The following is a 26227-nucleotide window of genomic DNA, read 5'->3' on the forward strand; positions in this document are numbered from 1 at the left end:
TAGTCTCAAACCACTAAATCATCGCCCTTACTCTCGCCATAATCCCGCGTCCAATCACCAATCTGACATAAATAATAGCAATACCAAATAACAAGGCAACCAAAGCTGCACCGCCAATGCCTAAGCTCATCCACGGCACACTAAAGCGTAGGTTAAACCATTGGGTAATCGCAGCCCATGCGCCAACGCTGGCGATAACGACCGCAAATGTCGCCGCACTAATCCCAAGCACCCCAAGCTCTAAGATATTGAGCATATATAAGTCGCGCTTTTGCATCCCTAATAGCCTGAACGAAGCGCTCTCCGTCATGCGATCTTGCGAGGTAGAGAGAAGCGAGCTAATCAACACCATGACGCCCGTCAGCAATGCCAGTAGCGTAAAGACATAGACCAAGCGGCTCATTTGTACCACCAGTTCTTGGACTTGTTCAGCGATTGCCGTACCGTCGATGGTAGTGACGGCAGGGAATTCGCGTACCAGTTTACCTTGCAGCTCTGGGATAGCATCTTCTGCCACATGCGCGGTGGCAAATTGGATTTGCGGAGCAGCAGATAGCACCGATGGCTCAAATAAGAAATAAAAATATGGGCTTGGGCCACGCTCGTAACGTGAGCGAATACTGGTAATCTGACCAACGATTTCGATACCTTGGATATTAAAACGAACCTGATCGCCCATGCCGACATTGAGCATGCCTGCCGCGGTATCTAAAATAGACAGTGGCGCAATCTGTGGCGTCTGACCTTGTTGACCATCAGCTTCGATAGCCTCGATAGGCGAGTACAGCTCGTTATCTTTGACCGCATCAGTAATAAACTCAGTGTCCATCACCGTATCTGCGTAGCTTAAATTAAAGACGCGAGTAGGCTCATCAAAGCCATCCGCAGGTTCGATATCTTGCGCAGGTACATCATTTGCAGTCACCACGCGGGCGCGAATGACAGGATAGTAGCTCACTGGCGCACCGATTAACGCATCAATATCTTCATGTTGATCGCTTTGTACATCTAATAAAAATAAATTGGGTGCATCTTCAGGATACGCATTAATAAACTGGGCATTGATACTATGATTGAGCGTGGTGATGAGCGTGAGAACAGCCACTGATAGCGATAGGGTGACAAAAAACAGCGCAGATTGGTTTCCTTTACGCGCAAGGTTATGAATAGCAATACGCTTCATCCAACTGATATCAGTATTCATCGCCAATTTGGTCAGCAGCCATAGCCAAGCGCGTGCCAATAGCCAAAATATCGCCACAAAGGCAATTAGACCAGCAAGTAGCTGCGCGCCAAATGTTAATGAGCCAACTTCATAAGCAAAAAACGCATACAGTCCTACCAGCATCAGACCGTACCATAATAGGGGTAGGCGTCGATACCAAGGCAGGTTTTGTGATTGCTGGCTAGCACCTTGATTGAGTAAGGTTGCAGGCTTAGTAGTGCTGAGAGTGCTTAAGCCACGCTGGGCAATCAGTAAGGTCAGTACTAGAGCGATTATGATGGTTTTGATTATACTGACAGGGTTGATGGCTAGGCCAACGTCTGCTGGCAGGATGGCAATAAGATACGGCTGACCAATTTGCAGTAAGCCGAAACTCAGTATACTCGCTGCAATACAGGCGATAACAGTGGTTGCTATCAGTAGCTGATAATAGCTACGTTTGAGAGATTTGAGAGGCTCACCTAAGGCCAAGCGAATCGCATTATTGGACTGCTGCTTGGTCACAAAAGCCGTGATGACCCCATACATCGCCACCGCAGATAATAGCAATACCGCAATGACGAGTAACTTTAAAAACATCAACACATTGTCAGAGATGCGCGATATTTGCGTGTCCTCTGAATCGATATCAGACAGCCTAATATCAGGGTAGCTGGTCAAGGTTTGCTCTAATTGCTCACGTAGCGGCTCTATGGTTTCAGCGTCTCCTGCCATCTCAATGCGATAACGCACGCGGCTACGTTGACCGAGTAAGTTGGTTGCCTTCAGTGCGTCTGCTTGCATGAGGACATGCCCGCCAAAGTCAAAGGCACTGAGCGGACGATCCGGCTCTTTGGTCAGCACATCGCTGATCGTAAATTGCCCTTCGCCAATGGTAATGCTATCGCCAACATCGGCATTGATACCTTGTAGGACTTCTGGCGCGACGACTACGGTGTCAGGCTTGAGCTGTTGCCATAAGGGTTTGCCCGAAGCCGTTTCTGCTGTTCCGTATAGCGGATAAGCCGGCGTGATACCTTTAACGCGCACCAGTAAGGTTTGCTCGTCGGTAACTACCATAGAGCTGAACTGATGATCGTAGACGATTTGGTTGTCAGGCAGGGTTTGAACTTGCTTTAAAATATCCGCTGGCCACTCTTGATTGCTCTCAAGTATCAGATCACCACCGATTAGCGCGCGCTGATTGTCTGTGATATAGCTATCAACAGACTGCTGGATAGAATCAAGAGTGAGGTAGGTGGCAAGCGATAGCGTGAGCGTTAATAAAAACAGCACCGGATATACCCAGCGCCGCCACCAACTGCGACTTAACGCTTGTGCGCCTAGATTGCGAGTGAAAAGCTGGCTTATCATGCCACCAGAATAATTTGACTCTTTATCCATGTTATCCATTAATTTTCGACCCATCTATCATACCGTCATGCATAGTAATGACTCGATCCGCCATTTCGGCAAGCGCAGGATCGTGAGTCACGACGACGAGTGCCGAACCCGTCTGCTGGCGTAAATCTAATAGCAGGTTCATTACTTGATCAGCATTTTGCTCATCTAGATTACCTGTCGGCTCATCAGCAAATACAATCTTTGGCTGCGATACCAATGCTCGAGCCACCGCCGTGCGCTGTTGCTCGCCGCCTGATAGTTGATTGGGCAGACTGTGACGTCTATGACCCAGATCGACGGCTTCAATCAATTCGTTGACGCGTGCTTTATTCGGACGTCGAGCGATATCAAGCGGGAACGCAATATTTTCCGCCACTGTCAAAGTTGGCAGTAGGTGAAACGACTGAAAGACAAAGCCCATATCACGTTGACGAATGACCGCCAGCGCATCTTCATCAAGACTGCTTAACGTCTGTCCAGCCAGCTCAACCGAGCCGCTATCGGGATAATCTAGCGCTGCCAGCAAACCAAGCAAAGTTGATTTTCCTGAGCCTGATTTACCCATAATCACTACAAACTCGCCAGCATCAACATGAATACTAACGTCCTTGATAATAGACAGTGATTGTTCCCCGACTTGCACGGTTTTATTGAGATGCGAGGCGGTTAATAGCGCTTGCTGTGCAGAATTTGGTATAGATTCTGATATTGGTGTTGACGATGGTGCAGTCGGATTTGATAAGGTCATTACAGGGTCTCAGTTGACGTAGTGTCTGTTACTTTCGCTGGCTTGTTAGAGTTTTCTGAATCAGTCGAATCAGTTGCTTTCATTCTCTACCATTGCTTCTTCTACAAGGGCTTCAAGCTTAGGTTCTAAGATTGGCAGGATATTATCATTAACGATAATCGTATAGCCATCTTTGGTTGGATGAATAGCATCAGCTTGGTTGAGCTCAGGGTCACCGCCCACACCATCTAAAAAGAAAGGAATCAGCGTGACGTTCATATCTTTAGCGACGCGGGGATAAATCGCGGCAAACGAGTCTACATAGTCAGAGCCAAGATTGTCATAAATCTGCATGCCGCCCAAGATGACTTCACTGCCATTGTCTTGCAAGCGTTTAACGGCAGTACGGATATTGTCTTCAACCGTTGCCACGTCAATACCACGGATAGCATCGTTCGCACCGATGGTCAAAATGGTAATATCAGGCTTGGTTTGTGCGACCCAGTCCAAACGATTGACCAAGCCCGTACTGGTCTCACCGCTAAGTCCTGAATTGACGACTTTGACATTCTCATAGCCCATTTCTTTGAGCGTTGCTTCTAATTGGGCAGGGTAATTGTCATCAGGGTCTACGCCTAAGCCTTCGGTCAGAGAGTCGCCAAGTGCTAAAATAGTAATAGGTTGTTCAATCGCCACGACGTTATCTTGTTCAGTCGCTGTTTCACGTGAAACTTCGTTAGTGACATTATTGAGGGCTTCTGTTTGAGAAGCATCTGTTACAGGCTCGTTCGCGTTAGCACTAGTAGTATCAGCATTATCAGTTGGACTACAAGCTACCAGTGCTAAGCTGGTCAATAGCGCTAAGCTAAGTTTCTTTGATAAAAATTTAGATAAATAAGGCTTTATTAAAGGCAATGACATAGTGATTCCGTTACATATTTATTGGCATTATTTGCTTTATATTAGGGCAGGCTTAATATTCACAAGTAGCTGATACTATGATCAAAAAACACCTTAACAACTTTGATAGCGGCTGACTGTCTGAGATTGGTTAGCGTTATTCAGAACTTTTGCTACCCAAAAACTCAGATATGGCCTGATAAGTTTGTTTACAGATATCAGGATTAAGATTTTCCATATTTAGGTAAGCATGAATGACTTTGTCAAAAGTGATGTGCTGCGTGTCAACACCAGCTTCGCTAAGTTTGGCGGCATAAGCAACGCCTTCATCATATAACGGGTCGACCGCTGCATTAATGATAAGGGCAGGGGGTTGATGCGCCAGCTCATCTGAGCTGGCAAATAGAGCGGACTTTGCCTGTCTGTCTTCATCGTGTTGAAAGTTATGTTGAAAATACTGGTCAAAATACCAACTGATACGCGCTTGACTGAGCAGATAACCATTGGCGTATTTTTCAATAGAGGGGCAGCTCATAGTAAAGTCAACACTAGGATATATAAGTACTTGCGCATTGATATCATTTATTATGCCTGACTCTATTATTCTAGGGTCGCGTAGCAGATTGGTGACTAATGCCCCACCATGACTGTCTCCTGCTACTACTAGCTCATTCGTGCTAATGTGACGGCGGGCGAGTAGTTCAGGCAATCCAAGCAAAGCGGTACAAGCATCGTTTTGAGCACAAGGGTAGGGGTTTTCTGGCGCAAGGCGGTATTCTGGGGCAACAATAATGTGACCTGTATGCTTCGCTAAACGGCATAGAATTTGATGGTAAACAGAGACGCTACCCGCTGTACCACCGCCACCATGAAAGTACAGCATCACGGGTGGTGGTGTTTGCTCAGTCTGCTCTATTGAAGCATCAGGCAAGCTAGGATAAAAAAGGCGCACTGGTACATGATAAGTAGGCACATCATAAGCATCGTTAGTTGACGCATCACATTCAATGATGTCATCGACTATTAGCGCCACATTCACGGCTTCGGTGACAAAGGTATGAGTTAAATTTGCTAGGCCATCTCTGGCATTGATGGCGTTAGGGATACTGCCTGTATTAATAAAGGCAGGCAGCAGCTGCTGGTTTAATATACTTAGATAGTTGGCAACAGCAGGTAATAAATCGACTTTGCTTTCAGCGTCAGCTTTATTTTGTTTGATAGAGTTGCTCATTTTCATTCCTTTGAGTTTATCAGTATTAAAGCGCGTTTGATAAGTGACAAGTCGGCATTGTTAGTGGTTGCTGATAGCTAAACACACATCAAACACTTTTTAAGCTAAGCAGGGCGACCATCAACCATCACCGGACGACTTACCATCCAAGCAATCACAACGTTTATAATCATCAAGATTAGCATAATAAAAAGCGGCAAATCCCAGCTGCCAGTCGCTTCATGTAGCCAACCAGTCCCTAATGGACCAAAAAACGCAATTAAATAACCGACGAATTGAGCCATGCCAGACAGCTCGCTAGACTGGTTGGTCGTATAAGTCCGTAGCGAGAACAACATCATGCTTAAAGTAAAAATCGCTGAGCAACCAATGCCCATTAAGCCTGACCATAACCATGCAAGGTCAGTAGATAAGTAGCTTACCCCTATGATACCAATGACGTTTAACACAGCAGCAAATACCGCCAACGCTTGAATAGGACGCCCCCGGTTTACCAGCCAAGTTAAGCTTAAGATAGCGATCGGTGCCATAAATTGAAATACCGAACCCATTTGTCCGGCTTTAACGGCTGATAGTCCTTGGCTTACCCAAATAGATGGCAAGAAACTGGCAACGGTATAGAACAGCAGTGACTGCAAACCCATAAAGACTGCAATTTGCCAAGCAAAAGGCGTGCGCCACATGGATATCTCTGAAGATCCTAACTTAGGCAGGTCAACCGCTTGATGATTAGACGAGCCGAGACGCAGACGTAAAAATACCCAAAGTACAATAGCAAATATGCCTAAAAACGACCAACCACCAAGCGCCCACTGCCAACCTACCTGCTCAGATAGCGGTAATACGACTCCTGCTACTATGCCAGCCGACACCGTCATCGTTAAACTAAATAAACCAGTTATCAATGGAATATGTTTCGGCGTACGTTGTTTAATAACGGGTGCCGCCAAAGTGTTAGCAAAGCCGATGGCTAAAGTTAGTAATAATGTACCACTCAAAAAGCCAATCCACGTAGGAACGACGGAACGCAGCACCATACCAAAGGTGAGTAGTGCAACCATCACAATGAGCGTGTTCTCAAGACCAAAGCGCTTACCAATCGCTGGTGCGATAAGCGCGCCCACTGCAAAAGTCAGCATGGGCACTGCACCTAGCCAACCAATCTGAGTCTCAGAAATGTTGAGCGCATCTTGTACTACTGGCGCAATAGAGCCAAGCGCAACAATCGGCGCCCGCATATTGGTGGCAAGTAAAATTATGGCACATAATACGAGCCAAAAAGTAAAGCGTGAGGAGGGCAGCTTAAATGACTGCGAGTTTGGAGAGGTAGACATAGCAGCACGACTATTAGAGTAAGAAAAAGGACACGTCATTAAACAGCGCCGATAGAGTCGTCGCTTGCAAATAACACCATAGAAAACGCACCTAAACGGTGATTGATATAATAAATCAGAACTAGAAAGTACTTGCAGAGCGCAAGAAATACAAGCTTGCTACCCTATTGAATAGGGCAAACGTAGTATATGAGTAGTGACTTTGAAAAGCTGACTATTTTGAAAGCTGACTATAAAGAGCTATTTATAAATAATTGCACAGCACAACTAAAAATAGCGCCAATCCATTTCAAAGGACTAGACGCTATTATAGGAACAGATGTTAGGTAAATACTACCAGCGTATGGTAACTAGCGCAGGCGTTTATACAGATTTACCTAATTGAGCGGCTTTTAACGCATTTTCTTGCTGTTCAGCGATGATTGAGTCACATTTATTAGGATCATTACCACAGAATGAGCAGTTTTCATCGCCCATCAATTTAGCAACACCGCCACAAGATCCTCTAAGCGGCTTTTTCTTGACCATATAGCCAATACCCATAAATACAAAGAACAATATAAATACGGTAAAGGTGATGGCAAGCATGGGAAGCAATTGACTAAACATAGAGGAAACCTCGTTTTTTAAAAATAGAGGTGCTATCTTTATTTATAGAGATAACACCTTAATAGTATAGCAAATTTTTGCACTGTCCGTTTACTCTTCGAGTATGCTTTAAAGCATAATGATTAGAGACTAAGGCTGTTTATCAGCACGTAATGCTTGCATCGCAGGCGTCTGTACTACTTGCCAATCATCGAGACTATCTACCGAATCGTTCGGTTGTACTCCATCAGCTAATATCACAAATAGTGCGGCTAGATTTTGCTCTTCAGCGACATTCAATGCCTTTTTATAAGGCATAGCAGTAAGTGCCGTTGCCCATGCATCAGCTAGCGCAACTGAGTCTGCCGCAACAGTTACCGAAGGTGCACCACCAACGATAGGTTTTCCAGTAGTAGGGTCAATCGTATGGCTATAGTGCTTGCCATCGAATATCACTGAATTACGGTAGTTGCCTGAAGTCGCTAGATGCAACTGGTTGTTGGTTTTTATAGGTTGACGAATAGCAGTGATAGTCTGGCGCTCGCTCACAGTACTACCCTCAATAGGGGCATCAATGGCGATTTGCCAAGGCTGTTGTTGATTGCTAACGCCAGCAGTCGCAATTTCACCACCAATCTCAACCATATAATTACGAATTTGATAACGATCTCTGAGTACATCAGCGATGACATCGACGCCGTAACCCTTCGCTACTGCCGAAAAGTCCAAACCAATACCATCTTTAGTTTTGTAAATCGTTTGATCTTGTTTTACGACGCCATCAAAGTCTACCAAGGTACTTGCTTGTGCAATAGCCTCTGCACTAGGTGGGCTTTGTAAGCGTTCAACAGTCATGGTGCTACCAAACCCCCAAGTATTGATAAGAGGCATAACGGTAGGATCAAATGCTCCACCGGATTCGGTATAGACTTGTCGCGAGACGTCGAGCACGCGACTAAAATCGGCATCAATGATGATAGGCGTGTCTTTACCTAACTTATTGAATTTAGAGATAGTAGAATCAGCTTGGTACGTTGACATACTGTCATTGATCTGTTGCAAGCGCTCGTTAATAGCCGCTTGGATATCTGCTTCATCAACATTTTCTGGCAACTGGTAACTGATATGATAGCTTGTGCCCATCGTTTCACCGATCAAATAATTATAATCAGGCGTTTGTTGACAGGCTGTTAAACCAGCTAGGCTAAGTGCTGCAGCAGCAAATAATACAGTATTACCTGCTGTCCTTCGTTCATCCTGAGGCTTAGTTGTAGGTAAGCTTATGTAGGATTTATCTTTAGTTAACATGGTGGATTTATCCAACAGCAAAAATGGATTAAAAAAAAGAGCGCCACTATTGACGCTCTTTTTTATGCATTTCATAGTGACCGTCAAAATAAGCATAAGTCAAAATAAACAAGTATTTTAACTATTAAGCTTAACCGCCAAAGTCATCAAGCATGATGTTTTCATCTTCAACACCAAGGCTGTGTAGCATATCGATGACGGCAGCATTCATCATTGGTGGCCCACACATGTAGTATTCACAGTCTTCTGGGTTTGGATGGTCTTTTAGATACTCTTCTAACAAGACATTATGAATAAAGCCAGTATAGCCGTTCCAATTGTCTTCAGGAAGTGGATCAGATAAGGCCACATGCCACTCAAAGTTATCAAACTCTTCTTCTAGTTGATCGTAATCTTCAACATAGAACATCTCACGAATAGAGCGCGCACCGTACCAAAAGCTGATCTTACGATCAGAATTTAAGCGTTTAAGCTGATCGAAGATATGCGAGCGCATTGGAGCCATACCAGCACCACCACCAACGAAGATCATCTCAGCTTCAGTATCTTTAGCAAAAAACTCACCGTAAGGGCCTGATACCGTAACTTTATCGCCAGGCTTTAAGCTAAACGTCCAAGAAGACATTTTGCCTGGTGGAATACCGTCAGGACCACGTGGAGGTGGACTTGCGATACGAATATTAAACTTGATGAGGCCTTTTTCTTCAGGATAGTTGGCCATTGAGTAAGCACGAATGACCGGCTCATCAACTTTTGAGACATATTTGAAGATACCAAATTTTTCCCAATCTTCTCTATATTCCTCATCAACATCAAAGTCTTTATAATGTACTTCATGCGGTGGCGCTTCTAGCTGTACATAACCACCGGCGCGGAAGTTAACTTCTTCGCCATCTGGAATTTTCAGCACCAACTCTTTAATAAAGGTTGCAACGTTATCGTTCGAGATAACCTCACATTCCCATTTTTGTACATCAAAGAATTCAGGATCAATCTCGATTTTCATATCTTGCTTGACAGCTACCTGACAAGCCAAGCGCATATGATTACGGATTTCACCTTGAGTAAAATAGCCTTCTTCGGTGGGTAAAATAGAACCACCACCTTCAATAACACGGCAGCGACATTGAGCACACGTACCACCGCCACCACATGCTGAAGATAAAAATATACCTTCGCTGGCAAGAGTTTGTAGTAGTTTACCGCCTGCTGGAGTCACAACATCATTATCGGGATTATCATTGATATGAATAGTAACATCGCCTGAACTGACCAGTCTTGAGCGTGCTGCCAAAATAATGGCAACAAGGCCCATGATGATCAAGGTAAACATAGCAACGCCACCAATCGCCGTAGCATAATCCATGATATGTATCCTTAATCTATGGGGTAGGGGTGCGGGAGTATGAATTTATCACTCTACCCGAACGCCTACCGAATAAATGAATTAAATAGGTCAAATAGCTAAATAGGGTTTTAAGCTAGAGCATCCGCTAATTCATGAATTAAACAATCAATTAATTAGCGGCACTAAGCTTAGCGGTTTAAATGGACATACCACCGAACGACATAAAGCCGAGCGACATAAGGCCAACCGTAATAAAGGTAATACCAAGACCACGCAGCGGTGCTGGAATGTCTGAATATTTAAGCTTTTCACGAATACCTGCTAATGCGGTGATAGCAATTGCCCAACCAAAACCTGCACCTACGCCATATACCACAGACTCACTAAAGTTATAGTCGCGCTCTACCATAAACAGTACGCCACCTAAAATGGCACAGTTTACAGTAATTAGCGGTAAGAACACGCCAAGAGCGTTGTATAAACTTGGCACAAACTTGTCCAAGAACATCTCTAATATCTGTACGGTAGCTGCAATGAGACCAATATAACTTAGTAGACCTAGGAAGCTAAGATCAATATTAGGGAAGCCTGCCCATGCCAGCGCACCATCTTTTAGGATGAACTGGAACAATAGATTGTTCAATGGCACAGTAATGGCCATTACTACAATGACAGCAACCCCAAGACCGATAGCTGTGGAGACTTTTTTGGACACTGCCAAAAAGGTACACATGCCTAAGAAATAGGCAAGCGCCATATTCTCAATAAAAACTGAGGTTATAAATAAACTAATATAATGTCCCATTAGTGACCGCCTCCGTGTGCCATACCTTTAGACTGCGGCTTCATTACAAACTCTGCTTCTTCAACCTGTTCTGGTTTCCAAATACGGACAATGGCAATGAATAAACCAATAATAAAGAACGCTGATGGCGGTAGTAGTAATAGACCGTTTGGTAAATACCAACCACCGTCAGTTACTGGTTGTAGGATAGTGATACCGAACCACGTTCCTGAACCTAAGAGCTCACGGATAGTAGCGACGAATAGCAGTACCGCAGAGTAGCCAAGACCGTTACCAATACCGTCTAAAAAGCTTGGTACTGGTGGATTACTCATGGCAAATGCTTCTGCACGGCCCATGACGATACAGTTAGTAATAATCAAACCAACGAATACCGATAGTCCTTTACTGACATCGTAAGCAACTGCTTTTAGCACCTGATCGACCAAGATAACCAATGAGGCGATAATCGTCATCTGTACAATAATACGAATACTTGATGGGATTTGCTTACGAATAATTGAGATAAAGAAACTTGAAAAAGCCGTTACCAATGTCAATGCCACACACATGACTAAGGCATTGGACATACTCGTCGTTACCGCCAACGCCGAACAGATACCTAATATCTGTAGGGCGATGGGGTTATTATCAAAAATAGGCGAGGTTAAAATACTTTTTGTGTCAGCCATGTTATGCCTCCTTGCCGTTTGCTACTGATAGCGCTGCTGCCAGTTCGGTTGTAGGTTGAGCTGCCTTGTTATCTGATTTGGCTTGTGTATCAGCTTTATCAATTGTTTGACCGCTCTCTTCGCGCAGCGCATCTAGGTAAGGTTTATAGCCTTGCTCACCTAACCAAAACTGAATCATGTTGCTTACACCGCGACCAGTAAGTGTTGCACCGCTGATACCATCTACCCAGTTTTCTTTTGGGTTACCAGCTTTGGTCACACCAGTAGCAACATCACCATTTTCATCATATGAATGGATACCGCTCCACTTTGCGCGCCACTCTGGCTCTTCGATACGAGCGCCTAGACCTGGGGTTTCTTTATGCTCATAAAAGCTAATACCTTTAATGGTATTCATATCGCTTTCAAGCGTTAAGAAACCGTAGATAGTGCCCCATAATCCATAACCTTGAATCGGTAGGACTACCATTTCAGGTTGACCTGCGTCATCATTTTTAACATAGACTTTTGCGTATTTAGGCTTACGGCCAATACCAGCAGGATCGTTGCTACCTAAGTCTTCACTCAAAGCTTTATTCTTAGTTGCTTGACTAGCATCATAAGCATTGCGATCAGGAATACCCGCTACTTTCAAAGCGTCATCATCGAGATAGTTACCTTTGTTTAAATCAACAATCTCGACTTCAAAATCTTTAAAGCGTTCAGCAACGTCTGCAGCGGTGTCAGATTCAGCATCATACATACCGGCTGCTACTAGGATGTTTTTATTACGATCTAAGCGTGCATTTTCAACTTGCATTGGTTTAAGACCAACTGCAACTGCTGAAACCAATACTGAACACACCAAGCATAGCGTCAATGCCACACTGATGGTTTTTGTATTATTACTTTTGGGCTTGGACATAACGAACCCTCCGAGCTGTTTGGCGTTTGATGTTTGCTTGGGTCACAAAGTAATCAAACAATGGAGCAAATAAGTTAGCAAATAGAATGGCCAGCATGATGCCTTCTGGGAAGGCTGGATTGACTACTCGAATCAGTACCGTCATAAAGCCAATCAAAATACCATAAGCCCAGCGGCCGTTATTAGTATGTGCAGCTGAAACGGGATCAGTTGCCATAAAGACAGCACCAAACGCAAAGCCACCAATAACTAGATGCCAATAAAATGGTAGGTTCATCATCAGATTGTCTTCAGAGCCAATCATATTAAAGACAAGAGAGGTGGCGATAAGACCAACCACACAGCCTGCCATAATGCGCCATGATGCAATGCGCGTCCAAAGTAGAACGGCCGCACCCATCAAAATTGCAAGCGTAGATACTTCACCGATACTGCCTTGCATATTACCTAAGAACGCATCACCCCAAGTGATCGCATTGCCATAGACATCAACGAAGTCCTGAGGAGTCACACCAAGTGCTGCAAGGCCAAGTGGAGTTGCGCCTGAGAAACCATCGACTGCTGTCCATATTGAGTCACCAGACATATAGGCTGGATAAGCGAAGTATAAAAACGCACGACCTGATAGAGCAGGGTTAAGAAAGTTTTTACCAGTACCGCCGAAAACTTCTTTAGCAACGACTACACCGAAGATGATACCTAAAGCAACTTGCCATAATGGAATATCTGGTGGCAAAATCAGTGCATACAGTACTGAGGTCACAAAGAAACCTTCGTTTACTTCATGCCCACGCACTACGGCAAATATAATCTCACAGAGAATACCAACACCAAAGGTGACGATATAAATCGGTAAAAATTGCATTGCCCCGTAGACTAAGCTTGCCCAGATACTATCTGGATTATAGCCAGCCATGCCAGTGATTATGGTACGCCAGCCCTCAGGTTGCAAACCCAATTGAGCGATGGCGGTTAACGCTTGATGACCGACGTTGTACATACCCCAAAACATTGCTGGGAAGGTACATAGCCATACGGTAATCATAATGCGCTTCAGGTCAATACCGTCACGTACGTGTGATGAGGCATAAGTTGTTGAGCCTGGTTGACGTAAAAACGTATCAAACATCTCAAAGATAGCGTAGTACTTTTCGTGTTTGCCACCTTTGGTGAAAGACGGCTCCATACGATCGAACATATTGTGTAAAAATTTCATCGTGGTTAGCCCTCCAGCTCAATGCGCGTTAAGTTATCACGCAAAATATCACCGAATTCATATTTGCCAGGAGATACGAAGGTGCATAATGCTAAATCTTCTTCGTCTAGTTCAAGTACGCCTAAATCAACCGCAGTGATAATATCTTCAACGATTAAAGCACGTAATAGCTGGGTCGGCAGATAATCTTGCGGCATGACCTCTTCATAAACCCCGATAGGTACCATTGCTCGCGGTGAGCCATTGCTCGTCGTGGTAAAGTTATACTTCTTGCCACCAAAAAATTGCGAGATATAAATAGGAAGTTTAGAGAAGCGATTTGCACCCGGACTAAAGAAGTGAAACGCTGGGCGCTCACGACCCTCAGATAGCACACTGATCTGATTGTGAAAACGACCAAGGTAGGCCACATTAGTAAACAACCTGCGACCAGACAGAACTGAACCTGAAATAATACGGTTCTCGCCAGCAGCCAATTGACCTTTGGTCAATGCTGTAATATCAGCACCGCGCTCAGTTGCCACTAAATGCGAAGATTTGACCGCAGGGCCAGCTAAGCTTAGCAGACGACGCGTATATAAACGACCAGTGGTAAAGAGTTTGCCAATAGCAATTACGTCTTGATAGCCAATCGTCCAGACGGTCACACCGCGACTAATTGGATGCAAAAAGTGAATATGCGTACCAGCAAGACCTGCTGGATGTTTACCCGCAAAGCTATGATACTCAGTAACATTGTTTGTCGCCGTATGTGGCACTGGTGCTATATTGGCTTCAGAATGATGACAAACGAAAGTCTTGGGACTCAGCGTTGATAAAACAGCAAGGCCGTCATTAAACGCTTGTGTCTGTTCATTAATCAGTAGCATCGGGTCAAACGCTAGTGGATTGGTATCCATAGCGGTGACAAAGATAGCATGCGGACGAGCGCCGATATCAGGCGCGCGGCTATAAGGACGCGTACGAAATGCAGTCCACTCACCAGAAGCAAGCAATTGAGTTTCAACAGCTTCAGAGTCTAAGTCAGCAAGTTGCTGGGAGTCATAGCGCTGAAACTCTACTTCTTCACCGTTTGGGTCAACCTCAATTACAAGACTTTCAAAGACACGACGTTCGCCACGTTTAATGGCGATGACTTTACCAGCAGCAGGGGCAGTATAAATAACGCCCACTCGTTTTTTGTCTTCAAAAACGGGTTGACCCTTAGCTACGATGTCACCTTCTGTGACATTCATCGTAGGCTTCATACCTACGTAATCGTAACCAACGAGTGCCACATGTGCTGGTCTGTGCTCTGATATCTCGCGGGAGGGCTCACCTGTGATGGGCAAATCCAAACCTTTCTTGATGGTAATCATAAGCGAAAACTTAGTCCATAGTCTAAAACGATACCAGACGTCCTGTTTGGTACGACGGCAGTATTAGCAAAAGCTTAATTAAAAGCTATCAATCAGCAGCCCTAAAGCAAAGCTGTGATTGAACGCCTTAAACGTAAAGCTTAAGTATTACTGCAAGTAAGAGTATTAACGCTGACCTTAGACTCCTTAACAACACGTTAACGTCTTATTCGAATTACCAATATGGCGACCGGCTACCAAGATGCATGATAAATCTATCAAATTAAAGTAAACCTCCAAAGCTAGTCGCTTAGAGTGAGCACTTTAATTCAAAGATAGGCTTACCATGCGTTTTATTAAAATTTGAAACATTGTAATACTAGTATCATATAGATGAGTTCTAGGATGGTCACAAGACCGTTAGACTCAATATATGATAATCTGATCAAAAACAAACCAATTAAACGATTAGCATACAACTTCAAACCATGCCAATCTACTCGTTACTGGTTTATCGGAATAACAGACAAGGTTATGGTCAACATTTCACCGATTTGTTGTCTGTACTTTGTCATACCTTTATAGTCGAACATTATCAAGCTATCTGTAGATGCTCGTCATGCGTGGCTAAGATATAGAAACAAATACAAATTTACCTAGGATTATACGCTAAATTAACCTAAAATTGCCAGTTAGTAATTGAATTTATCTAATTGTAGTGCCGAATTTAAAGGCTGAAACTTATAGTTATCAATAATTAATTTTAGCCAAACGATGACTAGAATTCTAACTAAAAACACAAACTTAAGTTGTATCTAATCTGTTGAATATAAATATTCAGTTGAGTGCATACTTTATATTATTTTCTTAACATTTTTCAATTATTGTTGTTTCTGTTTTACTTTTTTTAATAAAATATTTTTATAAGGAATGCTGTATGTGTGCTGCGCCTGTGATTATTCCAGCTATCGATCTCAAAGATGGCAAATGTGTACGCTTAAAACAAGGCCGTATGGAGGATGATACGGTATTTTCTGATGACCCCGTAGCGGTAGCAGGTCGCTGGGTTAAAGAGGGAGCAAGGCGTCTGCATTTGGTTGACCTTAATGGCGCATTTGATGGTGTACCCGTACATAAGCGCGTGGTTCATGATATTGCTAAAGCTTATCCCAAACTACCTATTCAATTAGGCGGCGGGGTACGCAATCTGCATACTATTGAGCAATATATCACTGCAGGCCTTACTCATATTATTATCGGTACAAAAGCGGTTGAAGATCCTGATTTCGTTACTGAGGCTTGTCGCGAGTTTGCAGGACACATTATCGTTGGTATTGATGCCAAAGACGGTATGGTAGCCACTCATGGCTGGGCAAATGTCACCGATACTAAAGCAACTGAGCTTGCCAAACGTTTTGCTGATGTTGGTGTATCGTCAATCGTCTATACCGATATAGCTCGTGATGGCATGATGCAAGGCGTCAATGTTGAACAAACGGTCAATTTGGCACGTGAGGGTGGTTTGCCAGTGATCGCTTCAGGCGGTGTCACTGATATGCAAGATATTAAACTGTTAAAGCCTTATGGTGATTGTATTGAAGGTATCATTACAGGGCGCGCCATTTATGAAGGTACACTAGATCTTGGCGAGGCTCAAAGTTATCTAGACAGTTGATAGTCTATTAATATAGTTGCCTATGTTTATCATATAGGCAATTATAGTTGATACATTAATAAAGGATACTTATGATAGCTTTTTTTGACCATCTATCTATACATAAATATTTGCAAGTCCTAGGTCGGCTATTATTATCAATTATTATTTTTTATGGCTTGCCTGCTCATGCCGTTGGTGAAGAGTTGGAAAGCATTGCAGCAGTATCAAATGTAGATAGCAATACTTCTATAAGCGCAGAAGAAGAACCTGCTACAGCGCCTAAACCAGAAAGTAACGTGTTAGAGAGCATAGAAGATGGTGGTAGCGCGTTACCTACTGCACCAACGCCGATAGAGGCACCGCCAGTTATTAGTGGTGAGAGCACCAATAATGCTCAAATTGAAACCACACCTACCCCGCAAAAAGACAATGACATTCGTCAGCGTATTAGCGGTATTTTCTCCGAGATTGATGGCTTACAGACAGTCAATGTCAGTGTTACCCAAGGTGTTGTCACTTTAACAGGGGAAACCCCGAACGAGAAAAAAGCCCAGCAAGCGATTAACCTTACCAATCGCTTAACGGATGTAGTGACGGTTGAAGATAAGATTAATCGTACGCTCGATGTACAAGATAATGTTTCAACAGTATATCAAGGCCTCAAAACTCAAGGTACAAATTTAGTCAAAGCTTTACCGTTATTATTGGTAGGCATTGTTATATTTGGCATTGTGGCTTGGTTTGGCAGTTGGTTGTCCAAACGTCAAGGAATATGGCAGCGTTTGACTCCCAATCCCTTTGTAGCCGAACTGTTATCCCAAACGATTAAAGTGATTTTTATTGTTTTTGGTCTAATTTTGGCGTTGAGCTTGATAGGTGCAGAGACTATTTTAGGCACGCTACTTGGCGGTGCAGGGGTGATTGGTATTGCTGTTGGTTTCGCAGTAAAGGATTCTATTGAGAATTATATTGCCTCTCTCATGCTAAGTATTCGTCAGCCATTTCGTGCTCGTGATCAAGTAAAAATCAACGAGCATGAGGGTATTGTAGTGCGCTTGACCTCACGGGCAACTATTCTAATGACGTTAGACGGTAATCAGTTACGTATTCCGAATGCCGAAGTTTTTAAAGGAATTATTTTAAACTATACTAAAAATCCTGAGCGCCGTTTTACCTTCGAACTAGGTGTTGATGCCAATGATGATCCATTAGCGGCAATTAAAGTTGGACTAGACGCGATAAGCACATTAAGTTTTGTCTTAGATAAACCTAAAGCTATCGCTGTCATCACTCATGTTGGTGATTCTAATATCGTTCTTGAGTTTCAAGTTTGGGTGGATCAGTCAGAGACTGACTTTGCTAAAGCACGTAGTATTGCTATTCGTGAAACTAAGCATGCTCTAGAAAACCAAGGCTTCAGCCTACCTGAACCTATTTATCGACTACGTTTTAACAATAAATTAGAAAAAGCATTTGAGCATATGCAAAATGGTAAAGGTATAGACAGTTCTGAGCTGACTGTAACGCCCATGACTTCTGTACCAGAGAATGAGCAGAGTAGTGAAAATTCAGCAGATGATAAAGATAAAAAACAGGCTAAAGCGCGCGCTAAGCAAATCCTGAATGGAGATAATGTTGATGACGTGTTTGATGCTCGTCCTGATGAAAAACTGATGGAAAAAGTTGAACAAGAAATTGCGGAAAGTTCTAATGAAACGGATTTATTAGACAAAAATAGTCCGCAAGAATAATCTTTATCGTAAGGTATAAAAGTTAGGCATAATAAATGCATTGTAAGATGACAAACTTAGCAATATCACGAGAAGTAAGTCATGCAGATGAAACATTTAATTATCCTAGCACTGATAGGTATTGTCATTTTACTAGGTTTCAATATCATCAATGGTAATCGCCATGAGCAAAATAGAGCAGTAGCACTAAGTAATGCCACGCCTATCCATACTACAGCTACAACTATGTCTAATGATAAGCTATCTAATTCAGCAAATATTGCAAGCCAGCCTTTGGGGAAGCAGCCCAAAGCTATCATGGATAATGCAACTAGCCAAATAAATCAAGCACAGCAAGTCGAGCAAGAGCGCTTCGAGCAAATGAGTAATGCTCAGTAATCTGCTTGAAGTAGATGAATTAAAAGCAAAAAAAAAGGCTAAAGATAACTTTAGCCTTTTTTTGACTTTAAGATTTAAACATCAACTTAGCTCTTTTTGCCCGAACCTTTAGTGTTCCTGCTACTGCTTTTCTTAGCTGAGCTTCTCTTAGGCTGGCCTTTCTTTGTTTGATTCATCTCACTAGACTGCAACTTAGCTTTTAAATCAAAGTCAATTTGGAGCAAATCCATATTGACACCAGCGACTTTTACTTTGACCAAATCACCAAGTCCAAACAAAGTGCCTTTGTCTTTGCCGATAAGCTGCTGCTGCTGCTCATCATAGACAAAGAAATCATCACCGACATTTGAGATATGTACTAGACCATCGATATATAGATCAGTCAACGTCACAAATAGGCCAAAGCTAGTCACTGTAGTAACGACACCATCAAATTCTTCGCCTACATGATCTTTCATGTAATGACATTTAAGCCAAGATTCTACAAAACGTGAAGCCTTTTCAGCACGGCGTTCGGTATCTGAAGTCTGCGTACCTGCACCATCAAGAGAGAAGTCCATGACGGGATGCTGACTATTAGTTACTTTCGCTTTAATGGCACGGTGTAGCATCAAGTCAGGATAGCGGCGAATCGGTGAAGTGAAATGGCTATATTCATCATATGCCAAACCAAAGTGACCGATGTTATCAGGTGCGTAGTTGGCCTGCATCATCGAGCGTAGTAACATGCTGTGGATACTAACCGCATCAGGACGATCTTTCGTGGCTTCAATAATGCGTTGATAATCCGCTTGCGTTGGGCTTTCTTCTGGAAAGCTTAAACCAAAGTTTTTTGCGTATTCATGAACACGCATTGATTTTTCGCCATCAGGCTTATCGTGATTACGATATAGTACAGGTAGCTCGTTTTTCAATGCAAAGTTTGCCGCACAGGTATTGGCAAGTAACATGCACTCTTCGATGAGCTTATGAGCATCGCCACGAGTACGTGGCAAGATAGCCGCGATACCGCCTTTCTCATTAAACTTAATATAAGTCTCAACAGTTTCAAATTCCATCGCATGACGTTCTTCGCGCTTTTTAATGAGCAAGTCATATAACTGATGTAGCGTATCGACAGATTTTTTGACATCTTTATTATCTGTCAATGATTTTGGAATGCTGTCATCTTTTGGATTGGCAAAATAATCATTGACTTGGTTATAAGTTAAACGTGCTTGTGAATGCATGACCCCAGGATAGAATTCGTAACCTGTCACCTTGCCAGCACGCGATATTTTGATATCGGCAACCATACATAATCGATCAACTGAAGGGTTAAGCGAACACAAGCCGTTCGACAGTACTTCAGGCAACATTGGGATGACGCGATGCGGGAAATAAACTGAAGTACCACGTTCATAAGCATCTTGATCAAGTGGAGAGTTTGGCGTCACATAATGGCTAACATCAGCAATAGCGACCAGTACGCGATAGTTACCGCCAGAGCGTTTTTCAGCGAACACGGCATCATCAAAGTCACGCGCATCTTCACCATCAATAGTTACTAACGGCAAATCACGTAAGTCAGTACGACCCTTTAAGTCTTTTTTACTAGGCTCTCGGTAGTCGTTAGCTTGCTTAAGTGCCGCTTCGCTAAATTCAGACGGAATATCGTAATTAAGTAGAGTCGTCTCAATGATCAGCTCACGATCATTATCATCGCTAAGTACTTCGGTGATCTTACCAGTAGCAAACTCATGCTGATTAGGCCAGTCAATGACATCAACTTTAACCGGATCGCCTTTCTTAGCACCTAACTCTTGTATGTTATCTTCGGTGACTGTAATCGGCTGATGATTGTTAGGACTGCCAAGCTCAACACAGTAGCCATCTTCATCACGAGCAAGCGTACCGATAAAATGGTTTTGATGACGTTCGGTTACATCAACAATACGGCCCTCAGTACGACCACGGTTGTCTGTCGACGTACCAATAGCATTGACCGTATCACCGTTGAACACCCAACGCATTTGCTTTTCGTGCAGGAACAAATCTGGCATATCTGCCAACACGACAAAGCCAAAACCTTTTGGGTGAGCAGATACTGTACCAGTGACAACATCTTGCTGCGTGACTGTACGAAAGCGATAAGGACGCCCTTCGCGGTTAACTTGGCCATCACGAGCCATTGCTTTTAGACGATTACCCAACGCATCAAATTGATCAGGATCATTGATATCGAAAGCTTTTGCCAACTGCTGATGTGTCGCTTCACCGTGTTCAGCGATCGTGTGTAATATCAGCTCACGACTAGGGATAGGATTATCGTATTTTTGTGCCTCGCTTGAGGCGTTTGGATCATTCCAACTCATAAATTACCGTATCTATTTTTAAAATTATTAATAATGGCTATCTTAACACGAACAACAGATTAATATCTTGCGTCAATGATGTTATGTGTATTTGACAGCATGCTTTTACTGGACAAACTGCTGTATCAAATATCGATATCAGTAGCACCAGATTTGTTTGTAATCTTTTTACTATCTATTTCTTTTGAAACTTCAAGCACAGTGGTTTGGTTAGATTTGTCCAAATATTTTTGCGCTTTATCCACTTCAGTTGTCAAAGTATTAACGGTTTGCTTCATATTTTCTAGTGCTTCAATTTTATAATTACTAATCATATCCATCGTATCGTAGACATTATTGAAAGCATTTTGTAGTTTATCAAGCTCAATAGTGCTACTGGTCGCTTGTTCATGAATTTCACCAGATTGGCGTTTAAGCATAGCCGAGGTAGACTCAATCAGACTACTAGTCGTTTTATTTAACGCTGTAATTTGATCTAGGACTAGCTTTTGATTTGTCATAGCTTGTGCAACGACTACTGCAGTACGCAATGCCGAAATGGTAGTAGTGGTAGCGCGATCAACCCCTTTAATAAGCTCTAAGTTATTTTTGCGAATGGTATCTAACGCTAAATAGCCTTGTACGTTAACAGCCAGCTGAGTCAAAAAATCAGTATTTTTTTGGCGTACATAAAATAGCATTTCTTCTTTAATGATACGTGCTTTTTCAGGGTCAGTAGCTTCTAGAGCATAGACCTTCTGCTCTAACTGTTCGTCAATCTTTTTACCAACATAGATATACTGACGAATAGATTGCATCAAATCCCACATATTGACTTTTTCTTGCTCAATCATGGCATTGTCTTTGAGTAGCTCGTCTTTACCATTGTATAGACTGGTCACCACTGCATTGATATGTGATTGCGCCGATTCATATTGGCGGAAATAATCTTGTACTTTATTGCCAAATGGAATGAGACCGAATAGTTTGCGTGAGCTGGTCAGCTCTTTTTTACTCGGATCCAAATCTTCTACAATACCGCGTAATTCAGTAAGAGATTTGGCAATCGGTGAGTTATCAAACAAGCTATCGTTGATACTCTTGGCAGGAAGTTCCAGCATCCGATTAGATACTTGTGCAGATTCACGGATTTCCTTAGTGCCCAAGTTATGAATGGATTGCAAGTTTTGCTGAAAGTCAGGACCATGCACTGGGTTGGTAATGACATGATCAACGAAAGCATCGACTTTGGCATCAAGCTCTGGAATTTGGCTCTCATCCAACTTAACCATCTGATCTGATTCACTTTTTTCTATTTCTTTTACAGGAGCTGGAGGAGTCAGAGAGATACTTGGCGTATTCGTATTTTCTGGAGGTGTTAGTTCTTGCATAAGTTTTCCTATAGATAAGTAATAGATCAAATATTTTGGATTACTAAATAATTTTGATTATTGTCCATTATTCTAATTCAAACAGCAATTATAGGAGCTGAGAGTCTATTAATTGAATTATAGTTATTAAGTTGTTGTTAATAGAAAATGCGGAATAGATTTTAAGATTACCGTGTAACCAAAGAGTCGTGAAGGCTGATTTTGTAAAACTATGTGGTAATTAGAATAATAAATTTATGACAAACAATAGTAAAAAACCATCAATATCCCGCAGCATATTGATGGTCAAAAATAAAGACAAGTAAATATGGCAAGCTTAAATATTCGCTGTCTAATTATCTTTTCTTGGTAGGCCCAAGCAGCATACCCATTTGTCGACCTTCCATTTTTGGATGTTGTTCGACGTTTGAGATATCGGCAGTATCTTCAATGATACGTTCAAGTTGCTTACGACCAATGTCTTGATGCGCCATTTCGCGACCACGAAAGCGAATACTAACTTTAACTTTGTCTTGGTCTTCCAAAAAGCTAACGATTTTTTTCAGTTTTACCTGATAATCAGCTTCTTCAGTACTAGGACGCAGTTTCATCTCTTTAAGCTGAGTTTGCTTTTGGTTTTTCTTGGCCTCTTTCGCTTTTTGCTTCTGATCATAAAGGAAATGCTTATAATCCATGATCTTACATACTGGCGGCTTGGCATCCGGCACTAATTCAACTAAGTCTAGATTTTCATCACGTGCCGCTTTCATAGCGGTATCGATATCGACCACGCCCATTTGTTCGCCGTCTTCTCTGACAAGACGAACTTCCTTAACACTGATATCTTCATTGGTGTTCAGACGGTTTGACTGTTTAATAGGTATTACTCCTGATCTGTTTTTTGATTCTGACGGCCTTTTTCGGCAACGACAGTCTGTACTAATTTGATGAATTCAGGAACAGTCATCACGCCTAGGTTTTCACCTTCGCGGGTTCGGACATTGACGCTGCCTGATTCAACTTCTTTATCCCCTAATACTAGCATATAGGGAATACGTTCTAATGTTTTCTCTCGTATCTTAAATCCAATCTTTTCGTTACGCAAGTCGCTAACTGCACGTAAACCTGCATTTTTTAGCTCATTAACAACATTTTTACAACTTTCTGCCTGTTTATCGGTAATATTCATAACAACTACTTGTTGCGGGGCAAGCCAAACAGGCATCCATCCAGCGTAGTTTTCGATAAGTATACCAATAAAGCGCTCAAACGAACCTAAGATTGCACGGTGCAACATAATAGGTACTTCGCGCTCATTTTGCTCATTAACAAATTCAGCATCGAGACGTTCAGGCATATTAGGATCGACCTGAATAGTACCGCACTGCCATACGCGACCTAAACTATCTTTAAGACTAAATTCAATCTTAGGACCATAAAATGCCCCTTCGCCCGGTAGATAATCCCAGTCAAGACCTGAGCTATCAAGAGCATCAGCTAAGGCTTTTTCAGCGAAGTCCCATGACTCATCGCTACCAACCCGTTTTTCAGGACGAGTTGAAAGCTTCATGATGATGTTATCAAAACCAAAGTCTTCATAAACGGCAAGGGTTAGCTTAATAAAGTCTGCTACTTCTTGCTGAATTTGTGCTTGGGTACAGAAGATATGCGCATCATCTTGTGTAAAGCCGCGTACACGCATCAAACCATGTAGTGAGCCTGATGGTTCGTTACGGTGACATGAGCCAAACTCAGCCATACGTAATGGTAGGTCACGATAAGACTTTAAACCTTGGTTAAATACTTGCACATGACACGGACAGTTCATCGGTTTTACCGCATAATCACGGTTTTCACTCGATGTAGTGAACATGTTGGTCGCATAGTTGCCCCAATGTCCAGAACGCTCCCATAAACTACGATCAACGATTTGCGGCGTTTTGATTTCTTCATAGCCGTTATCATATTGTACTTTACGCATATATTGCTCAAGTACTTGATAAATCGTCCATCCATTAGCATGCCAAAATACCATGCCTGGGGCTTGTTCTTGCATATGAAATAGATTTAACGCTTTACCGATCTTACGATGGTCACGTTTTTCTGCTTCTTCGATACGTTGGATATATGCTTTTAGCTGTTTTTTGTCTGCCCAAGCAGTACCATAAATACGTTGTAGCTGTTCATTCTTAGCATCACCGCGCCAATAGGCGCCTGACATTTTAGTCAGTTTAAATACTTTTAAGAAACGTGTATTAGGTACGTGAGGACCACGACACATATCCACATACTCTTGATGATGATACAAGCCAAAGGCTTCTTCACCTGGCATATCATTAATTAATTTGAGCTTATAATCCTCACCACGTTCTTCGAATATCTTTATTACTTCAGCACGTGGCGTTATTTTCTTGATGACATCATAATCTTGCTTAATAAGCTCCATCATGCGTTTTTCAATTTTTTCCATATGCTCAGGTGTAAACGGCGTCTCACTATAGATATCATAATAAAAACCATCATCTATGACAGGGCCAATGACCATTTTAACGTCAGGGTAGAGCTGTTTAACAGCGTGACCTAACAAGTGAGCACATGAATGACGAATAATATCGACACCGTCATCGTCTTTTGGGGTAATAATCTCAACCTTAGCATCAAAGACGATAGGATCGTAAGCATCAACTAGATGACCATCTACACGTCCAGCGACCGTGGCCTTAGCAAGACCCGCCCCAATGCTTTGTGCCACTTCCATGACTGTAGTATTGCCTTCGAAGTTTTTGACGCTTCCATCGGGTAAAGTAATCGCTACCATAATCTATTCACCTGTTTTTGAGTCCGTTGGCAGTGATGATTGCAACTATCAATCATATGACCGTGAGACCACATAAATTATATACGTTAAACGTGATACGTTAAGAGATATAGGCATTATTCGAACACGTTTAGCTCATATATAGCTGTTTGGTTGTTTATCCAACCTACTAATACAGCTAATACATAAAAAAAACGCAGCAACATGCCCTTTAAATACGGTTAACTGACAGTGCAAGACAAGTAATGCCATTAGGGCAACTACTATAACAAAAACCATCTATAAACACTAGGCGGCAAGGGTTAGAGAGATAGTTCACCTAGACTATAGGAAATATAATATCTAATGAAGACATTGTTGAACACATGACAAACAGATAATGGCTATATTATAAGATAAGGCTAATCGAATAACCTATGCATTTATAAACTACCTATGTCTCTTACTTCTCACTATATATAGTTCTACTTCTATTATAAGCAGCATCTATATATAGTCACTGTCTATAATATCAATAGTGTCGATAGATAAGTCGATACAGACTAAAGAAAGATGCATATCAAAAAAGTTAAAGATAATAGGTCATAGGAATTATAAAAGTACTCCAAACCGTATGATCTAGTAGTCTACCTAGATCTAAATAGCGATTCTTAGTATATTATACAGGCATTAGAAAATACCTTTCATTGTAACCTATTGAAAAACATCTGTTATTTTATATTTCCTAGAATTAATCTAAAAAGCTTAGAAAAAGCGGTTGACACCCAGCTCAAACTGTCTATAATACGCCCCACAGCAAGGGAATAGCAGCGAAATTAGTAAGAAGGTTTACTACTAACGAAGCGACTATCTTACTGAAGAACTTAAAATAAAAGCTTGACAAATCAAATCATTATGATATGATAGTCGGCTCGCTAGATAGGTTAAGCCATAACGGTTTAAG

General features: G+C 42.4%; 20 protein-coding genes. 3 read left to right on the top strand and 17 right to left on the bottom strand.

Translation table 11 applies throughout. The features are described 5' to 3' along the window. Positions 1 to 13 precede the first annotated feature (13 nt). The 13 genes from AAEY87_RS11290 to AAEY87_RS11350 form a co-directional block, all read right to left on the bottom strand. Positions 14 to 2632, bottom strand: coding sequence for an ABC transporter permease (locus tag AAEY87_RS11290; protein ID WP_350657249.1), 2619 nt, complete (start codon positions 2630 to 2632; stop codon positions 14 to 16). Then, positions 2610 to 3356 carry an ABC transporter ATP-binding protein gene (locus tag AAEY87_RS11295; RefSeq protein ID WP_502945472.1) on the bottom strand — a complete coding sequence of 249 codons (747 nt, stop codon included), beginning with the start codon at positions 3354 to 3356 and terminating at the stop codon, positions 2610 to 2612. Before AAEY87_RS11295 ends, AAEY87_RS11290 begins: the two co-directional genes overlap by 23 nt. A gap of 69 nt (positions 3357 to 3425) precedes the next feature. After that, the gene (locus AAEY87_RS11300) at positions 3426 to 4256 is read right to left on the bottom strand and encodes an arylesterase (protein WP_350657250.1); all 831 of its coding nucleotides are present in this window, start codon (positions 4254 to 4256) and stop codon (positions 3426 to 3428) included. 136 nt (positions 4257 to 4392) lie between these two features. After that, the gene (locus AAEY87_RS11305) at positions 4393 to 5466 is read right to left on the bottom strand and encodes an alpha/beta hydrolase (protein WP_350657252.1); all 1074 of its coding nucleotides are present in this window, start codon (positions 5464 to 5466) and stop codon (positions 4393 to 4395) included. Positions 5467 to 5570: 104 nt separating this feature from the next. After that, the gene (locus AAEY87_RS11310) at positions 5571 to 6839 is read right to left on the bottom strand and encodes an MFS transporter (protein WP_350657253.1); all 1269 of its coding nucleotides are present in this window, start codon (positions 6837 to 6839) and stop codon (positions 5571 to 5573) included. 324 nt (positions 6840 to 7163) lie between these two features. After that, positions 7164 to 7409 (bottom strand): (Na+)-NQR maturation NqrM, encoded by a 246-nt coding sequence (gene nqrM, locus AAEY87_RS11315; RefSeq protein ID WP_068038672.1) that lies wholly within the window; start codon positions 7407 to 7409, stop codon positions 7164 to 7166. Positions 7410 to 7538: 129 nt separating this feature from the next. Next, a complete protein-coding gene (locus AAEY87_RS11320; RefSeq protein ID WP_350657254.1) occupies positions 7539 to 8696 on the bottom strand; it encodes an FAD:protein FMN transferase in 1158 nt (385 codons plus the stop codon). 130 nt (positions 8697 to 8826) lie between these two features. Then, the gene (nqrF, locus tag AAEY87_RS11325; RefSeq protein WP_068038669.1) at positions 8827 to 10062 is read right to left on the bottom strand and encodes an NADH:ubiquinone reductase (Na(+)-transporting) subunit F; all 1236 of its coding nucleotides are present in this window, start codon (positions 10060 to 10062) and stop codon (positions 8827 to 8829) included. A 178-nt stretch (positions 10063 to 10240) separates the two neighbouring features. Next, complete coding sequence (gene nqrE, locus AAEY87_RS11330; RefSeq protein ID WP_068038666.1) at positions 10241 to 10849, bottom strand: NADH:ubiquinone reductase (Na(+)-transporting) subunit E; 609 nt, start codon at positions 10847 to 10849, stop codon at positions 10241 to 10243. Beyond that, positions 10849 to 11520, bottom strand: a complete 672-nt coding sequence (locus tag AAEY87_RS11335; RefSeq protein WP_068038663.1) for an NADH:ubiquinone reductase (Na(+)-transporting) subunit D — start codon at positions 11518 to 11520, stop codon at positions 10849 to 10851. The genes nqrE and AAEY87_RS11335 overlap by 1 nt, the downstream gene beginning before the upstream one ends. A gap of 1 nt (position 11521) precedes the next feature. Beyond that, positions 11522 to 12424 (bottom strand): Na(+)-translocating NADH-quinone reductase subunit C, encoded by a 903-nt coding sequence (locus AAEY87_RS11340; protein ID WP_350657255.1) that lies wholly within the window; start codon positions 12422 to 12424, stop codon positions 11522 to 11524. After that, complete coding sequence (locus AAEY87_RS11345; protein ID WP_068038656.1) at positions 12405 to 13640, bottom strand: NADH:ubiquinone reductase (Na(+)-transporting) subunit B; 1236 nt, start codon at positions 13638 to 13640, stop codon at positions 12405 to 12407. Before AAEY87_RS11345 ends, AAEY87_RS11340 begins: the two co-directional genes overlap by 20 nt. A 5-nt stretch (positions 13641 to 13645) precedes the next feature. Beyond that, positions 13646 to 14998 carry a Na(+)-translocating NADH-quinone reductase subunit A gene (locus AAEY87_RS11350; RefSeq protein ID WP_350657256.1) on the bottom strand — a complete coding sequence of 451 codons (1353 nt, stop codon included), beginning with the start codon at positions 14996 to 14998 and terminating at the stop codon, positions 13646 to 13648. A 916-nt stretch (positions 14999 to 15914) separates the two neighbouring features. On the opposite strand from AAEY87_RS11350, the gene hisA reads away from it, so the two are divergent. The 3 genes from hisA to AAEY87_RS11365 all read left to right on the top strand — a co-directional run bounded on the left by hisA (position 15915) and on the right by AAEY87_RS11365 (position 18763). Then, a complete protein-coding gene (hisA, locus tag AAEY87_RS11355; RefSeq protein ID WP_068038650.1) occupies positions 15915 to 16652 on the top strand; it encodes a 1-(5-phosphoribosyl)-5-[(5-phosphoribosylamino)methylideneamino]imidazole-4-carboxamide isomerase in 738 nt (245 codons plus the stop codon). 71 nt (positions 16653 to 16723) lie between these two features. Further along, a complete protein-coding gene (locus AAEY87_RS11360; RefSeq protein ID WP_350657257.1) occupies positions 16724 to 18385 on the top strand; it encodes a mechanosensitive ion channel domain-containing protein in 1662 nt (553 codons plus the stop codon). Positions 18386 to 18472: 87 nt separating this feature from the next. Further along, positions 18473 to 18763, top strand: coding sequence for a hypothetical protein (locus tag AAEY87_RS11365; protein ID WP_350657258.1), 291 nt, complete (start codon positions 18473 to 18475; stop codon positions 18761 to 18763). Between the two features lie 86 nt (positions 18764 to 18849). On the opposite strand, the gene rnr is transcribed toward AAEY87_RS11365, so the two are convergent. The 4 genes from rnr to thrS all read right to left on the bottom strand — a co-directional run bounded on the left by rnr (position 18850) and on the right by thrS (position 25284). Continuing rightward, entirely contained in the window at positions 18850 to 21117 is a 2268-nt protein-coding gene (gene rnr, locus AAEY87_RS11370) for a ribonuclease R (protein ID WP_350657259.1), read from the bottom strand. Positions 21118 to 21242: 125 nt separating this feature from the next. Continuing rightward, positions 21243 to 22487 (bottom strand): toxic anion resistance protein, encoded by a 1245-nt coding sequence (locus AAEY87_RS11375; RefSeq protein ID WP_350657260.1) that lies wholly within the window; start codon positions 22485 to 22487, stop codon positions 21243 to 21245. 335 nt (positions 22488 to 22822) lie between these two features. Then, complete coding sequence (gene infC / locus AAEY87_RS11380) at positions 22823 to 23326, bottom strand: translation initiation factor IF-3 (RefSeq protein WP_068038635.1); 504 nt, start codon at positions 23324 to 23326, stop codon at positions 22823 to 22825. Between the two features lie 23 nt (positions 23327 to 23349). Further along, positions 23350 to 25284 (bottom strand): threonine--tRNA ligase, encoded by a 1935-nt coding sequence (gene thrS / locus AAEY87_RS11385; RefSeq protein ID WP_350657261.1) that lies wholly within the window; start codon positions 25282 to 25284, stop codon positions 23350 to 23352. Positions 25285 to 26227: the final 943 nt, after the last annotated feature.

It is taken from the genome of Psychrobacter sp. S1-30-MNA-CIBAN-0213 (assembly GCF_040309845.1).
Classification (GTDB): domain Bacteria; phylum Pseudomonadota; class Gammaproteobacteria; order Pseudomonadales; family Moraxellaceae; genus Psychrobacter.

Bases quoted from the DNA above. Each gene is read 5' to 3' on its own strand.
- AAEY87_RS11340 (WP_350657255.1), bottom strand. From the start codon at position 12,424: ATGTCCAAGCCCAAAAGTAATAATACAAAAACCATCAGTGTGGCATTG.
- AAEY87_RS11375 (WP_350657260.1), bottom strand. From the start codon at position 22,487: ATGCAAGAACTAACACCTCCAGAAAATACGAATACGCCAAGTATCTCT.
- AAEY87_RS11310 (WP_350657253.1), bottom strand. From the start codon at position 6,839: ATGACGTGTCCTTTTTCTTACTCTAATAGTCGTGCTGCTATGTCTACC.
- AAEY87_RS11360 (WP_350657257.1), top strand. From the start codon at position 16,724: ATGATAGCTTTTTTTGACCATCTATCTATACATAAATATTTGCAAGTC.
- AAEY87_RS11350 (WP_350657256.1), bottom strand. From the start codon at position 14,998: ATGATTACCATCAAGAAAGGTTTGGATTTGCCCATCACAGGTGAGCCC.
- AAEY87_RS11335 (WP_068038663.1), bottom strand. From the start codon at position 11,520: ATGGCTGACACAAAAAGTATTTTAACCTCGCCTATTTTTGATAATAAC.
- nqrF (WP_068038669.1), bottom strand. From the start codon at position 10,062: ATGGATTATGCTACGGCGATTGGTGGCGTTGCTATGTTTACCTTGATC.
- AAEY87_RS11345 (WP_068038656.1), bottom strand. From the start codon at position 13,640: ATGAAATTTTTACACAATATGTTCGATCGTATGGAGCCGTCTTTCACC.
- AAEY87_RS11295 (WP_502945472.1), bottom strand. From the start codon at position 3,356: ATGACCTTATCAAATCCGACTGCACCATCGTCAACACCAATATCAGAA.
- AAEY87_RS11305 (WP_350657252.1), bottom strand. From the start codon at position 5,466: ATGAGCAACTCTATCAAACAAAATAAAGCTGACGCTGAAAGCAAAGTC.
- AAEY87_RS11320 (WP_350657254.1), bottom strand. From the start codon at position 8,696: ATGTTAACTAAAGATAAATCCTACATAAGCTTACCTACAACTAAGCCT.
- AAEY87_RS11300 (WP_350657250.1), bottom strand. From the start codon at position 4,256: ATGTCATTGCCTTTAATAAAGCCTTATTTATCTAAATTTTTATCAAAG.
- hisA (WP_068038650.1), top strand. From the start codon at position 15,915: ATGTGTGCTGCGCCTGTGATTATTCCAGCTATCGATCTCAAAGATGGC.
- nqrE (WP_068038666.1), bottom strand. From the start codon at position 10,849: ATGGGACATTATATTAGTTTATTTATAACCTCAGTTTTTATTGAGAAT.
- rnr (WP_350657259.1), bottom strand. From the start codon at position 21,117: ATGAGTTGGAATGATCCAAACGCCTCAAGCGAGGCACAAAAATACGAT.
- nqrM (WP_068038672.1), bottom strand. From the start codon at position 7,409: ATGTTTAGTCAATTGCTTCCCATGCTTGCCATCACCTTTACCGTATTT.
- thrS (WP_350657261.1), bottom strand. From the start codon at position 25,284: ATGGTAGCGATTACTTTACCCGATGGAAGCGTCAAAAACTTCGAAGGC.
- AAEY87_RS11290 (WP_350657249.1), bottom strand. From the start codon at position 2,632: ATGGGTCGAAAATTAATGGATAACATGGATAAAGAGTCAAATTATTCT.
- AAEY87_RS11365 (WP_350657258.1), top strand. From the start codon at position 18,473: ATGAAACATTTAATTATCCTAGCACTGATAGGTATTGTCATTTTACTA.